This is a genomic window from Pseudoalteromonas sp. NZS11_1 (assembly GCF_015864275.1).
In the GTDB taxonomy this organism is placed as follows: Bacteria; Pseudomonadota; Gammaproteobacteria; order Enterobacterales; family Alteromonadaceae; genus Pseudoalteromonas; species Pseudoalteromonas arctica.
Genome location: NZ_JADYXK010000004.1, coordinates 124,674 through 137,974 on the forward strand (window position 1 = coordinate 124,674; position 13,301 = coordinate 137,974).

The window sequence follows — 13,301 nt, forward strand, 5'->3', positions numbered from 1 at the left end:
TGATTTATTTGTATTGAGCTATCTTTTTTTCGAGAATTTTAATTTGTTTAGTAATAATCAATACATCTTTTTTGTACTCTTTATTAATTATTTTTAATTTTTTAGTAATGTCTTTGGTAATACGCTTTTTATCATCAATGGCTAGAATATGATTTAACCGTTCTTGTTGTTTATATTCAGCACGCTGCTTGTTACGATCAAGTATTGTTAGTTTGTTGTTATTACTGCGAAGCTCTGCCTGTAAACCTGACAGGAGTCTTTCACGTTCAAGCTCATTTAGTTGTTTAGTGTAATCAACTTGAGGACCTGAATACTGATTACCCGTTGTGTTAACTTTATAAGTCGTTGCTTCGTCGTCACAGGGAAGTTGAGAAAAAACTGTGCCTTTTTCTGTTACGCATTTGTAGTAAGTGGTATCGCTAAAGCTAAAAAAACTGGCAAGTAAAAAGCTAGAGTGGAGGATGATATAACGAAGAATTTTAAACATGTATGCCGTCCTTGATTTTTATATTTTTTAGTAAAACAATATAAAACTATAACCTAGCTTGGTGGTATAGCAAGCTAGGTTAGGATAACGGCTATTGAGTGAAGGTTTTAAGCTTTTTAATACTCTGTACTAAAAATGGTATATCTAAACCTTGTTCAATAGAAAACCCCTCAGCGGCAGAGATGTTTTTAAAGTTACCATCTGAATCTATTAAGGTAATCCTATCTTTTTTATAGGCTATAACAACACCCTGAGAGTAGTTAACGCCCATATCATCTTTTTTCTTGTATAAATTAACGCCCAGCATTGTTTGCTTAGCAATGGCTTTACAATTTAAATATTGGCCAACACTTGTTGCAATTAAATCGCTAGGTTGAATAAGTCCATCTACTTTAGAAATACGTTTGTCGGAGCTATATAAAGTTGATGTTGTTACTACTTCTTGCTTGTTATTGGCAAGACTAAAAGCAAAAACCTGTGTTTTATCATCTCGTACAACGGCGTTATCGCTACTTTTAATAACTCTAATTGCGCTAGAACTATGTGCTTGATCATTTATAAAACTAAGTTCTTCCACGCCGGTTACTTCAATGCTGCGGCGCTGACTTTGCCATGCGGGAAGAGTTTGATCTCTTAAAATTGCTGCTTTATAAAAAGCTGGCAAACCATACACTAAGCTAAATAGCATATCGTCGTGATTAGTTGGCTGTAAAAACTGCTCTGTTTTGTGTAAGTTTTTATTATCGGCAACAAATTTAGCGAGTTGTTGCTGGGTTTCAAATACAAAAATATCTACATTGGCTTGTGTGTAATCTTCACACTTATCAAGCGGGCTCGGCATTTGATAACTAATATTTTGGTTATTAATTTTTACGTTATGTGCTTGCTTATAGCTTTCTATATCAAGCAGGTCATTTTTAGCCAATAAACTTTTAGCGGTAGTAGGGTATGAAAGTGGTAGTACATTATCTTGCTTCGTTACGTCAAAGTTTAAATTTGCGTCAGCCCAAATATGAATACTGTGACTAAGTGAAAAACACACTATTAAAAATGAAATTGCGTAACGTGCAAATTTATATTGTTTTAAGCGCTCAAGGTGTTGCCATGTGTAATTACTCACAAGTAGCTGAAAGCCTAAAATAAGTAATACAATCCCACTGGCTAAAATGGTTGTTAAAGCAGGTGAACTGGTTAAACGATGCCACAGTAGAGAAATAATCTCAGGTAAGGCAGATATACTTAGATGATAACCCAAATTAACATACACATAAGCATCAAGGGTAAGCAGTGAAGCGCCTAGTGTGGCTATAACAGCCGCCATGCCTCGTATATGTCGTGGGTAGGGGAATATTAAACTAAGCGGAAATACCGTCAGCACAAACGCTAAAAAGGCGATAAAACTAGTGTGGCTTAACCACGTTACTAGCATATAAGTAATGCCCATAAAGCTTGTTGGTGGCGAGTCGGCAAATAAGTAGCTTAAGCTAATAAATAGCGCCAAGCCAATATTGGCAAAAGTAAACCAATGGCCCCAGCTTAATAGCTGACTCGCTTTTGATGAAAACTGATTGTGCTGCGATAAATTCATAGAGTTTATTTAACCGACTGTGATAGAGCTTTTGCAAAGTTCTCAGTTACGGCTTGTCTTTTCCCTGTTGGTACATGCTCTTTTAAGATATGCGTGATAGAATTTCCTAAACACATAAGGCTTAAATCTACCGGCGCATTGTGTTTAGTTAGCACATCAATAAGCTGATCGACGATTTGTTCTACTTCTTCATTAGAGTATTTTGATAAGATTGGCATCAGTTGGTTCAATAAAATAGTTATATTCTCGTATTTTAACACTAGAGGCGTGAAAAACAAAGATGACAACAGACGTTAAAAAATTAGTCGTTCATTATGTAGACAAAAAAGACGACGATACGCAAATTCACCTTCGAAATGATGAGATGGTAATTAACGATAAAGTAGCCGTTTTTATCGAACAATTACATCATGCATATAATGGTAAGCCAGGTAAAGGTTACTGTGCTTTCAGTGGTGATAAAAACAGCGTTGTAGCATCTGCAATGCAAAGCTACCGTAACGATGAGCTAGGCTTTTGGCATATGACCGAGCAAGCCTCAACGGTTTTAAAAGAAGAGCTTGATAAGTATGCATTTAGTGAAACAGGCTATTTAGTATTTTGTCATTATCAGTATGTTGCTACCGATTACATGTTAATTGCGATGATTAACATTAAAGAGCATTATTCTATGACGTCTGAGCTTGATTTAGCGGCTTCTCGCCATTTAGACATATCTCGCATGCAACTCGCTGCTCGTATCGATTTAACAGCGTGGGATACGCAAGCAGAAGATAATCGTTATATTTCGTTTATCAAAGGACGTGCGGGTCGTAAAGTTGCTGACTTTTTCTTAGACTTTTTAGGCTGTGAAGAGGGTATTGATTCAAAACAGCAAAGCCAAGTAATGCTTAGCGCAGTAGAGGATTATTTATCAGAGCAACAGTTTGATAAATCAGAAAAAGACGATTTACGTAAACAAGTATTTGATTACTGTAATGATTGCGTAACCACAGGCGAAGATGCAAGTGTGAGCGATCTATCTGCAACACTTACAAAAGGCGATGACAGCCCGTTTGATAGTTTTTGCAAAGAGCAAAGCTATGACTTGGAAGAAACTTTCCCCGTTGATAAGAAAACCGTAACCAGTATGGTTAAGTTTTCAGGCCTTGGTGGGGGTGTAAGTGTAAGTTTTGAACGTAAACACTTAGGTGAGCGCGTAACGTACAACGAAGCAACCGATACACTAGTGATTAAAGGCATTCCGCCAAACTTAAAAGATCAGTTGCAACGTTTTATGGAAAATGAAAAAGAGTAGTGTTTAAGTACCTAAATTAAAAGAAAAAGCCGTGTTATAACGCGGCTTTATTAATTAGATAACGATAATAACTATTTGTTCGTCTTACAAGTGATTTTCAAACCAATAATTGAACTTTTCGGGTTAAAGTCAGATCGAGCATGACAGGCGAAATTACGATGAGTCCATCTCCAATTACCTCTTCCATAGCGAAGAGTGTTCTCAGTCTGGTCTTCTAATCCCATCTCTATCATTCGTTTATTGATATCAGAAAAAGTAGCATTGAAAAAGCCATTGTTATCAGTTCTAGAAGAAAAATCTTTTGTGTATATTTTCCCTTGGTAAATAATTTCACCCAAACCATTAATAAATCTTGCTGTCACACTATGAATAGGAACAGTTGAGTATTGATAACGACTCGGTGCTAAAAAGGAATGTTCAAAGTTGAAGCTTTTTTTAGGAGTTATATATTGCTGTTCAATTAAGTCTAAATTTAATAACACTATTTGGTTCCAACCCACATAGTTTAGGGCTTCTTTAATAGAATTAACCTCTTTTGGAGTCTTGTTAATTATTGGACTTTGCGAAGTGCTGTTGTTCTGTTGAGGATTGCCTGATTCATCACCTTGCTCACAAGGGATATCGGTAAACGATACTTTGCCCAGTTCGTCTTCACACTTGTATACTTTTGCTTGTAAAACGAAACTTGAAAATAAAAGTATCGTGAACATAATTTTGATCATATCAATCCTTGGTTATTATAGTGAATTTATTTTTTTTTGAATGAGTTCCATATAGCGTAAATGGACTTGGATCTCACATTTATTTTCAGCTATCTGGTCCAGCGAGTTATCAATGGCATATTTAATTGATTCATTTTTTTTATAGTACTCTTGTTGTTTTTCAAGGTGAGTTTGTAACCTCTGGTTTTCTTTTTTTAATTTTTCTTTAGTATTTTCGTGCATTCTTAACCCTACTAGGGCTTTTCTTTTTGGAGTGTCAGAATCATGGTATTTTGAACGAGTAATGCCTTGAAATATATTCCCTTTATATGCAATAAGCTTATTACAGCTGAGCCTAGCTCCTGTTCCTTTAATTATTACTTCAGAGCCCGGAATATGTTCTTCAGGCTCATCTTCAAAGCCATGAATACGGTTATTAGTTTTAACTACAACTTTTTGTACAGTAGGTGTAGATTCAATTCCTTCAACTACTTCAACTACTTCTGCTCTTTGATCTGTTGGGACATCTGAGAAATGACGTACACCATTTTTATCGACCCAACTGTAAACTTGTTGTGAACTGGCTGTCGCTGAAAATAATATAAGACCAAAAAATAACTTCCGTTTCATTTGGTTATTGGGCATGTTGCCTTCTTATGGATTGACTCAAATATGTATTTAATTATAGTGTTATATTAGGCTAAAAACCCATTACTATGTCAAGGAGGAATTATCAATATGAGAGGAGTTATTTATTGTTTATTGGCTACTTTTTTACTATTTGTTTGCTACAGCAAATTAACAGAGAAGAAAATAGTGAGTGACTATTACAAAATGAGCGAACAAATTCAAATTGACGCAAAGCTCAAGAGCTTAACGGCAGATCAAGAGTTCCACCAGCAAATGTTAGACGCTGGCAAGAAAAGTGAAAAGCATTTTTTACTCTATAGTATTGATCCAACCATGCCTAAAGTTGAGGAGTTAGAGCAACGCTGCACAGATCTAACTTTAAAGTCATATAGATCAGAATCTATTTATGATAAAAATATTGCAGAACTTGAATGTGATAAATATGAAGCGTACAAATTGGCGAATGAAAGCTAACTATTAATAGTTTAAGTAGGTATTAAACAAAAAAGCCCCGCTATTTATTAATAGCGGGGCTTTTTAATAAGTGTTAGTTATTAATCAACACTCAATGTTTTAGTCATTGCAGAACTTGCACGACCAGCAGGTTTGATAGAACCCGCACGTAAACCACTATCTGGCACTAGTTCACGTTTATCGTGAGCCATTGCAACAGATGTATGCTTTACTTCGCTATCAGCTACAGGAGTAGGCTGTGCCATTGGCGCACTTGCAGACCCTTGAGTAACCGCTGTTTTAACATGCGGTGCTGATTTTTCAGTTTTCACTTTTGCTTCAACTTTAGCTGGCTCTTCAGTTACTACTGGCGCTTCAACTTTAGCTGGCTCTTCAGTCACTACTGGAGTTTCAACTTTAGCAGGCTCTTCAGTGGCTACTGATGTTTCAACTTTAGCTGGCTCTTCAGTTACTACTGGCGTTTCAACTTTAGCTGGTTCTTCAGTTGCTACTGGCGTTTCAACTTTAGCTGGCTCTTCAGTTGCTACTGGCGTTTCAACTTTAGCTGGCTCTTCAGTTACTACAGGAGTTTCAACTTTAGCTGGCTCTTCAGTTACTACTGGAGTTTCAACTTTAGCTGGCTCTTCTACAGCTTCAACTTTTGCTAAGTCTTCAACTGCAACGGCTTGTTCAATTTGCTGCGCTGCATCTACAGGTGTTTCTTCAGATTTAGCTTTAAGCTCTGCTTCATATTCTGCAGCAGCTTGATCAGCAACTGGAACAAATGCAGGGGCTTCGTCAGATTTAACTTCTGCTTCACCTTCAGGACGTCGACGACGTTGACCTGATGCACGAAGATGACGAGGAGAACGGCGTGAACGTGTACGTGTTTGCTCTTGCTCGTCTTCAGTAGTTGCTTCTTCATCGTTAGAATCAACAACGTCAACTTTCTCTTCTTTAATGTGAGCTGTTTTTTCTGCCGGAGCTTGTGTTTGCTTTTCTACAACAGGTGCTTGCTCTTGAACTTGTGGAGTGTCAGTAACTACCGCTTGTTCAGGTGTTTGCTCTGTTGAGTTAGCTTGCTCAGCGTTTTCATCTTGCAGACGTACTTTTTTACGTATGTTACGACGTTGACGGCGAACCTTAGGCTTTTGCTCTTTAGGCTCTACAGCTTGAGCTGGCTTAGAATCAGTTTCTACTTCTACTTCTGCTTTCACAGGGGCTTCAGTTTTAACTTGATCTTTTTCTTCGCTTTTATGCTCTGGGCGCTTACGAGAGTTAGGGTTACGACGACGCTTATTGCGGTTCTCGTTTCTCTCTTGCGTCTCGTTACTTGTTGCTGCTGGTGAGTCTGTTTTAACTTCCTCTTCAGCTGCAGGGCGCTCATTGCGTGGTTTATTAGTGCGCGGGTTATTATTACGACGACGTTGGTTGTTATTACGACGACGATTATCGTTACCACGGCGAGCGTTATTACGCGCTTCTTGCTGCTCTTTTTCTACAGCTTCTTTTTTCTCTTCTACTGTTTCGCTTGCAAATAACGATTTAAACCATTTAGTGATTGCTTCAAACAAGCCACCTTCAGTTTTAGTCTCTGTTACTACAGGCTGAGCTACTGGTGTAGGCTCTGCTTGTGGAGCCGGTGTAGAAGGCATTACAACACCTTTTAGCATTGGCTCTTCACGTACTGGTGCACTTGGTGATTTTGACATCTCAAATGCTTCAGGTTCTGGCGCAACAACTTGTCCGTAACTTACCGTTTCAAGTGTTTCGTCTTTACGTAGACGCATAACTTCGTAATGTGGTGTTTCCATATGTTGATTAGGAATAATCACTACGTCACATTTATGATGTTTTTCAATGCGATGAACACTACGACGTTGCTCATTTAATAAATAAGCGGCAACGGCAACAGGCACTTGTGCATTTACTTGTGCTGTGTTGTCTTTAATTGCTTCTTCTTCAATTAAACGAAGAATAGAAAGCGCAATTGATTCGTTTGAACGAATAGTACCTTGGCCACTACAACGTGGGCATGGGCCTTGGCTTGCTTCACCTAATGAAGGACGCAAACGCTGACGCGACATTTCAAGTAAACCAAAGCGTGAAATTTTACCAATTTGAACACGAGCACGATCTGGACGAGCAGCATCTTTTAAACGATTTTCTACTTCACGTTGATGACGCGGAGGTGTCATATCGATAAAGTCGATAACAATTAAACCACCTAAGTCACGAAGACGTAATTGACGTGCAATCTCATCGGCCGCTTCTAAGTTAGTATTAAGTGCTGTTTCTTCAATATCGCCGCCTTTAGTTGCTTTAGACGAGTTGATATCGATAGACGTTAGTGCTTCAGTTGGGTCAATTACAATTGAACCACCAGAAGGCAAGCGTACTTCACGCTGGAACGCAGACTCAATTTGGCTTTCAATTTGGTAATGCGTAAATAAAGGAGTGTCGCCTTGATAAAGCTTAACACGGCTCATAAAGTCAGGACGAAAACGCTCAATGTGCGCTTTAGCTTCTTCAAAAACACGTGGTTTATCAATTAAAATTTCGCCAATATCACGACGTAAATAATCGCGTATCGCACGGAATATTACATTGCTTTCTTGGTGTATTAAAAATGGCGCTTTAGCACTATCGGCTGCTTGTCTAATTGCTTCCCAATGTACTAATAATGCTTTTAAATCGTAGTTTAATTCTTCAAACGATTTACCAACACCCGCTGTACGAACAATTAAGCCCATACCTTTAGGAAGTTCTAAACGACCCAATGCTTCTTTAAGTTCAGTACGTTCATCACCTTCAATGCGACGAGAAATACCGCCAGCACGTGGGTTGTTAGGCATAAGTACTAAGTAGCTACCAGCAACACTGATAAAAGTAGTTAACGCAGCGCCTTTTTGGCCACGCTCTTCTTTATCAACTTGTACTATAACTTCTTGACCTTCTTTGATCACGTCGCGAATGTTAGGGCGACCATGAAAAGTGTAACCTGCAGGGAAGTAAGTACGGGCAATTTCTTTTAAAGGAAGGAAACCATGGCGGTCAGCACCGTAATCAACAAATGCTGCTTCAAGAGATGGTTCAATGCGAGTGATTTTGCCTTTATAAATATTGGCTTTTTTCTGTTCGTGACCTGGGCTTTCGATATCTAAATCATATAGGCGCTGGCCATCAACCAGTGCTACGCGCATTTCTTCTTGCTGCGTTGCATTGATTAGCATACGTTTCATATTGTTACTCTACTTATTTATGTCGCTGACATGACGATGTTTTTCTCGCCTGTTCAGTTGTCCCTATTTTTAGAATGTGCAGCCTCACGACTGGGTCTTTAACGGAACGGCTCTGTTTCTCGTATGCAGTATTTTAAATGCTGGCAAACAATAGCAATTATTATCGCTATTAAATTCTTAATGGTGCTAAAACTGTCGGCTTTTCAGCTACGTTTACAAGTTTTACCCAGAAGTCGGCCTGTCATATTAATCTTACTAAATATCATTCATATTAGGCGCGTAGGGCTCATTAAGTTGGTGAGCAATACATACTGATGTATCGCTAATATCCGTTTTAAGAGCAAAAATCGCTGCCGATGTTAATGAACGCTTATTTATTAGATTTTTTTAGTTCTAAATAAGCTGCTATACGGTACTACAATAATTGAGCTAGTGCTGAACGACTTTTTTTACGTCGTCACTATCAGACAAATTATCTGTTCATTGCTTTCTCTAGCACGTTAAAAATCGCTTCATGTTCAAACTTAACCAGCAATATATTACGCGCATTGCCGTTAATTGATCGCACGTGTTAACTGAGGAGGCATAAAAGCTTTGGAAAACTTAACTCGGATCTGTATGATCGGCTACCCAGAATGTGCATCACGAATGTTTTAATGTGTTAAAAAGCACCGTTGTTATTTGCAAATACTAAATATTTGCGCTGCTGATTATCCCACTATTATTACAGTGTTAGCAACTAAATTATTTTACTTAAATTAGTGATTAGGCAATGTCAGAAAAAAACGACTTACAAGTAACTTATGTCACGATCAACGAAGACCATTTAGGTCAGCGTATTGATAACTTTCTTATTACCCATTTAAAAGGGGTGCCTAAAAGCGCTATTTATAAACTTTTGCGCAAAGGTGAGGTACGCGTTAATAAAAAGCGTATTAAGCCTGTATATAAACTACAGCTTGAAGATGTACTTCGTATTGCACCTATCAGGGTTGCTGAGCGTGAAGAATTTGTTCCATCAAAATTAGACAAAGTAACTCGCCTAGAAAACGATATTTTATTTGAAGATAAATACCTTATCGTAATAAATAAACCATCAGGTATGGCTGTTCATGGCGGCAGTGGTTTAAGTTATGGCTTGATTGAAGCTTTGCGAGCACTTCGCCCAGAGGAACGTAGCCTTGAGCTAGTTCATAGGCTTGACCGTGATACATCGGGTTGTTTACTTATAGCGAAGCGTCGTTCGGTGTTAACAGCGTTGCATGAACAACTTCGTGAAAAAACAATGGAAAAAAATTACTGGGCACTTGTAGAAGGGCAGTGGGACTCTAAAACTAAAAACGTTACCGAAGGGCTGCGTAAAAATACACTTAAATCGGGCGAGCGCGTAGTACGCGTAGATAACACTGAGGGAAAACCTTCACATACTCGTTTTAAAGTACTTGAACGTTTTAACGATTGCTCATTAGTACAAGCATCGCCTGTTACAGGGCGTACGCACCAAATTCGTGTGCATACGCAATGTAAAGGTCACCCAATAGCGTGCGACGATAAATATGGCGATCAGGGTTTTGATGATTCTATGCGTAAAGCTGGGTTAAACCGATTGTTTTTACACGCACACGATTTAACTTTTTATCATCCTAAAAACGAGGCGACGATGCGAGTAGAAGCACCGCTTGATAAAACGCTTAAAAATACATTACTAAAATTACGAGATGCAAAACTGTGATAAAAGTAGCCCCAATTAAAAAATATAAGCTCGTCATTTTTGATTGGGACGGCACTGTTATGGATTCAGTAACTAAAATAGTTAACTGTATTCGTAGTAGCGCCGAGTCACTTAATTTAGTGTCGCCAAGTGATTTAGCAATTAAAAATATTATTGGTATGTCGCTTGAAAAAGCAATTGACGTTTTATTTCCTGATAATGTAGTGCAGCATCAAGCGCTAATTAAAGGGTATAAACACCAATATAGTGTTGATACCACGCCAACTCCTGTATTTGATAATGTTGTCAGCGTTTTAAATGCCTTAAAAGAGCAGGGCATTGTTTTAGCGGTTGCAACAGGTAAAGGTAGGGGTGGGTTAGAGCGTTTGCTTGAACAAAGTCAATTGCGCCATTTTTTTAGTGCAACACGTACAAGCGATGAAGCGCAATCAAAGCCCTCTCCAGATATGTTGTATCAATTACTTGAAGAACTTGGCATAAGTGCTCAAGACGCTGTAATGATTGGCGACACTCAAATAGACATGACCATGGCAAAAGCAGCTGGCATGGATAGAATTGGCGTAACAATGGGTGTACATAACGCACAGCAGCTAAATAAGCTTAGCCCTGTTGCAACAGTAGATAACTATCTGCAATTGCAACAGGTTTTACTTGGCTAATTTATTTAACTAGAACTTGTTTTGAGCAGTAAGTACATCAATACCAAACTCAGCCAGTAGCTGGCTGAGTTTAATTAATGGTAATCCAATTAAGCTGTTAGGATCGTCTCCGCTTAGTTTTTCAAATAAACAGATACCCAACCCTTCACTTTTAAAGCTGCCAGCACAGTTATAAGGCTGCTCAGCATCGCAATAAGCGCTAATTTGTGCATCACTGAGTGTTTTAAACGACACATTAAAAGGTTCTACGCAGGTTTTTTTAGTGCCAGTTACAATATCGTAAACACAAAGCCCAGTTAAAAATGTTACAGTATTACCGCTAAATAAATTTAGTTGTTTTACGGCATTTTGTTTATTATGTGGTTTACCTAAAATTTGATTATTAAACACAGCGACTTGGTCTGATCCAATAGCTAACCCTTTGTTAAAGTGTTTATTAGCCGCTGAGGCTTTTAATTCACTTAAACGCTTAACCAGTTCGGTAGGTGTTTCGCATTCAAGTGCTGATTCGTCAACGTCTGGTGAAAACGTATCAAATGGTAAATTAAATTTTTGTAATAAAGACTGCCTAAAAGGCGAGCTTGACGCTAAAATGAGTGGATGCTTCACGGACTGTTTTCCTACGATAATTCAGATTGAGTTAGGATAAATCAGATCCGAGAGTAAAACACGTTAAAAACCAAGTAAAAATGGTTTTTTACTTTGACTAACAAACTAACTATCTATATGATGCAGCCCCTATGCAAAAGGTGAAAATTCCCATCACTCTTCATCCAGGCAAAGCAGCGCAGCACCGTTTAAAGTATGACGGAATTGTACCGCTTGAAAAACTTACTCGTTTAGAGAAAGTTGTGCAGGAAGAAGTAGGTGAAATAGCGGTAAAAATACATTGCAAAAACGATGATCAAGGTTTCGCTGTGATTAGAGGCAATTTGTCCACACACGTTACTGTCATTTGTCAACGTTGTAATGGTGATTTAGGGTTGGATTTGGTTCAAGACTTTGCATATTCACCAGTAGGTGAAGATACAGAGTTAGATATTTTTCCAGAAGACTACGATGAAGTAGCGCTTGATGAAAATGGTGAAGTTAACGTTTTTAATTTAATTGAAGACGAACTAATTTTAGCAATTCCATTAGTGGCTACCCACAACGAAGCTTCATGCAGTTATTCAGCAAAGCCTGCCAGCTTTGGTGTATTAAAGGCGGAAGATGATAAACCTAATCCATTTGATATTTTGAAACAACTTAAGAAAGATTCTTAGGAGAAGACTATGGCTGTACAAAAAAGCAAAAAGTCTCGTGCAAGACGCGGCATGCGCCGTTCACACGATGCGATCAGTGGTCCAACTTTAACTGTAGATCAAACATCTGGTGAGACTCATCGTCGTCACCATGTGACTGCAGATGGTTACTACAAAGGCGTTCAAGTAATTTCTAAATAAGAGATTACTTATATGCTGAAAGATCTAACCATAGCGTTAGATATGATGGGGGGCGATTACGGCCCCCGTTCATCTATTCCTGCTGCCGTTTGTGCAGTAAATGCTCATGCCAATTTAACTCTCATTTTATGTGGCAATGAACATGTTATATCTAAAGAACTCGAATCTCTCGATTCTTTACCTCATCCTAGACTCATAATTCGTCACTGTAGTGAAATAGTCACCAATGCCTGTGAACCTGCAATTGCTGTGCGTTCAAAAAAAGATTCATCTATGCGTGTTGCCCTAGATTTAGTTAAATCGGGCGAGGCTCAAGCATGTGTTAGCTCAGGTAATACCGGCGCTCTATTTTTTATGGCTCACTATGTATTAAAAATGCTGCCAGGTGTTAAACGTGCCGCACTCATTTCATCTGTTCCTACAGAGCTTAAAAACCCAGTATATTTACTCGACTTAGGTGCTAATGTGCATTGTGATGCGCAAATGCTCTATCAGTTTGGCATTATGGGCTCTATAGTTGCAGGACAAGCACTTGGTTTGGATAATCCTCGCGTTAGTTTATTAAATATTGGTGCTGAGGACATTAAAGGTCACGACGACATTAAACAAGCTGCACAATTAATGCAGCAAAGCCCACATATAAATTATATTGGTTACAGCGAAGGAAGTGATATTTTTTCGGGTAAGGCTGATGTCATTGTATGCGAAGGGTTTGTTGGCAACGTAGCACTTAAAACATGTGAAGGCATTGCCAAGCTTATTATGAATAAGTTTACAACCGCGCTCGAAAAGCACCTTTTATATAAATGTATGGCATTTATATTGCGCCCAATAATAAAAAAACTCTATAAAAGGGTGAACCCCGACCAGTATAACGGTGCTTCTCTGGTAGGATTGCGCGGTATTGTCGTTAAAAGTCATGGAAATGCGTCAGCTAAAGCATTTCAAGCAGCAATTGATGAAGCGGTAAAAGAGGTTGAACGTCAACTTCCTGATAAAATAGCCGCTATTTTCGAAAAAACACATTCTAAAGACACGGCGGTTAATCAATAATTGATGTGCCGTGT

General features: G+C 38.5%; 14 protein-coding genes. 7 read left to right on the top strand and 7 right to left on the bottom strand.

Translation table 11 applies throughout. The features are described from left to right. Positions 1-4 precede the first annotated feature (4 nt). From I6F44_RS05360 to I6F44_RS05370, 3 genes are all read right to left on the bottom strand, one after another. Positions 5-487, bottom strand: a complete 483-nt coding sequence (locus I6F44_RS05360) for a DUF4124 domain-containing protein (protein ID WP_121955649.1) — start codon at positions 485-487, stop codon at positions 5-7. A 91-nt stretch (positions 488-578) separates the two neighbouring features. Continuing rightward, the gene (locus I6F44_RS05365) at positions 579-2,075 is read right to left on the bottom strand and encodes a DUF3413 domain-containing protein (RefSeq protein WP_007585701.1); all 1,497 of its coding nucleotides are present in this window, start codon (positions 2,073-2,075) and stop codon (positions 579-581) included. A 5-nt stretch (positions 2,076-2,080) separates the two neighbouring features. After that, positions 2,081-2,293, bottom strand: a complete 213-nt coding sequence (locus I6F44_RS05370) for a DUF1414 domain-containing protein (protein ID WP_007375276.1) — start codon at positions 2,291-2,293, stop codon at positions 2,081-2,083. Between the two features lie 62 nt (positions 2,294-2,355). Here I6F44_RS05370 and yejK point away from each other — a divergent pair, with 62 nt between their 5' ends. Then, positions 2,356-3,372, top strand: a complete 1,017-nt coding sequence (gene yejK / locus I6F44_RS05375) for a nucleoid-associated protein YejK (RefSeq protein ID WP_121955650.1) — start codon at positions 2,356-2,358, stop codon at positions 3,370-3,372. A gap of 71 nt (positions 3,373-3,443) precedes the next feature. Here the strand turns inward: yejK and I6F44_RS05380 are convergent, their stop codons facing one another. Both I6F44_RS05380 and I6F44_RS05385 read right to left on the bottom strand, forming a co-directional pair. Continuing rightward, positions 3,444-4,094, bottom strand: a complete 651-nt coding sequence (locus I6F44_RS05380; protein WP_121955651.1) for a DUF4124 domain-containing protein — start codon at positions 4,092-4,094, stop codon at positions 3,444-3,446. 15 nt (positions 4,095-4,109) lie between these two features. Next, the gene (locus tag I6F44_RS05385; protein WP_197173394.1) at positions 4,110-4,718 is read right to left on the bottom strand and encodes a DUF4124 domain-containing protein; all 609 of its coding nucleotides are present in this window, start codon (positions 4,716-4,718) and stop codon (positions 4,110-4,112) included. A gap of 93 nt (positions 4,719-4,811) precedes the next feature. On the opposite strand from I6F44_RS05385, the gene I6F44_RS05390 reads away from it, so the two are divergent. Next, complete coding sequence (locus I6F44_RS05390; RefSeq protein ID WP_007585713.1) at positions 4,812-5,177, top strand: hypothetical protein; 366 nt, start codon at positions 4,812-4,814, stop codon at positions 5,175-5,177. Positions 5,178-5,257: 80 nt separating this feature from the next. Here the strand turns inward: I6F44_RS05390 and rne are convergent, their stop codons facing one another. Next, on the bottom strand, positions 5,258-8,398 hold the full coding sequence (rne, locus tag I6F44_RS05395; RefSeq protein ID WP_121954233.1) for a ribonuclease E: 3,141 nt from the start codon (positions 8,396-8,398) through the stop codon (positions 5,258-5,260). 772 nt (positions 8,399-9,170) lie between these two features. On the opposite strand from rne, the gene rluC reads away from it, so the two are divergent. After that, the gene (gene rluC, locus I6F44_RS05400) at positions 9,171-10,130 is read left to right on the top strand and encodes a 23S rRNA pseudouridine(955/2504/2580) synthase RluC (protein WP_121954232.1); all 960 of its coding nucleotides are present in this window, start codon (positions 9,171-9,173) and stop codon (positions 10,128-10,130) included. Further along, entirely contained in the window at positions 10,127-10,789 is a 663-nt protein-coding gene (locus tag I6F44_RS05405; protein WP_257983186.1) for an HAD-IA family hydrolase, read from the top strand. The genes rluC and I6F44_RS05405 overlap by 4 nt, the downstream gene beginning before the upstream one ends. 9 nt (positions 10,790-10,798) lie before the next feature. Here I6F44_RS05405 and I6F44_RS05410 read toward each other — a convergent pair whose 3' ends face one another. Further along, positions 10,799-11,398, bottom strand: coding sequence for a Maf family protein (locus tag I6F44_RS05410; RefSeq protein WP_121954231.1), 600 nt, complete (start codon positions 11,396-11,398; stop codon positions 10,799-10,801). 131 nt (positions 11,399-11,529) lie between these two features. On the opposite strand from I6F44_RS05410, the gene yceD reads away from it, so the two are divergent. Genes yceD through plsX form a run of 3 tightly spaced genes read left to right on the top strand, consistent with a single transcriptional unit; the run spans position 11,530 to position 13,287 of the window. Continuing rightward, on the top strand, positions 11,530-12,054 hold the full coding sequence (yceD, locus tag I6F44_RS05415) for a 23S rRNA accumulation protein YceD (protein WP_007585727.1): 525 nt from the start codon (positions 11,530-11,532) through the stop codon (positions 12,052-12,054). A gap of 9 nt (positions 12,055-12,063) precedes the next feature. After that, entirely contained in the window at positions 12,064-12,234 is a 171-nt protein-coding gene (rpmF, locus tag I6F44_RS05420; protein ID WP_002962381.1) for a 50S ribosomal protein L32, read from the top strand. A 12-nt stretch (positions 12,235-12,246) separates the two neighbouring features. Further along, the gene (gene plsX / locus I6F44_RS05425; protein WP_007585728.1) at positions 12,247-13,287 is read left to right on the top strand and encodes a phosphate acyltransferase PlsX; all 1,041 of its coding nucleotides are present in this window, start codon (positions 12,247-12,249) and stop codon (positions 13,285-13,287) included. Positions 13,288-13,301: the final 14 nt, after the last annotated feature.

Coding starts and splice junctions, on each gene's coding strand:
- I6F44_RS05370 (WP_007375276.1), bottom strand. CDS start 2,293: ATGCCAATCTTATCAAAATACTCTAATGAAGAAGTAGAACAAATCGTC.
- I6F44_RS05385 (WP_197173394.1), bottom strand. CDS start 4,718: ATGCCCAATAACCAAATGAAACGGAAGTTATTTTTTGGTCTTATATTA.
- I6F44_RS05390 (WP_007585713.1), top strand. CDS start 4,812: ATGAGAGGAGTTATTTATTGTTTATTGGCTACTTTTTTACTATTTGTT.
- I6F44_RS05380 (WP_121955651.1), bottom strand. CDS start 4,094: ATGATCAAAATTATGTTCACGATACTTTTATTTTCAAGTTTCGTTTTA.
- rpmF (WP_002962381.1), top strand. CDS start 12,064: ATGGCTGTACAAAAAAGCAAAAAGTCTCGTGCAAGACGCGGCATGCGC.
- yceD (WP_007585727.1), top strand. CDS start 11,530: ATGCAAAAGGTGAAAATTCCCATCACTCTTCATCCAGGCAAAGCAGCG.
- I6F44_RS05360 (WP_121955649.1), bottom strand. CDS start 487: ATGTTTAAAATTCTTCGTTATATCATCCTCCACTCTAGCTTTTTACTT.
- yejK (WP_121955650.1), top strand. CDS start 2,356: ATGACAACAGACGTTAAAAAATTAGTCGTTCATTATGTAGACAAAAAA.
- plsX (WP_007585728.1), top strand. CDS start 12,247: ATGCTGAAAGATCTAACCATAGCGTTAGATATGATGGGGGGCGATTAC.
- I6F44_RS05365 (WP_007585701.1), bottom strand. CDS start 2,075: ATGAATTTATCGCAGCACAATCAGTTTTCATCAAAAGCGAGTCAGCTA.
- rluC (WP_121954232.1), top strand. CDS start 9,171: ATGTCAGAAAAAAACGACTTACAAGTAACTTATGTCACGATCAACGAA.
- rne (WP_121954233.1), bottom strand. CDS start 8,398: ATGAAACGTATGCTAATCAATGCAACGCAGCAAGAAGAAATGCGCGTA.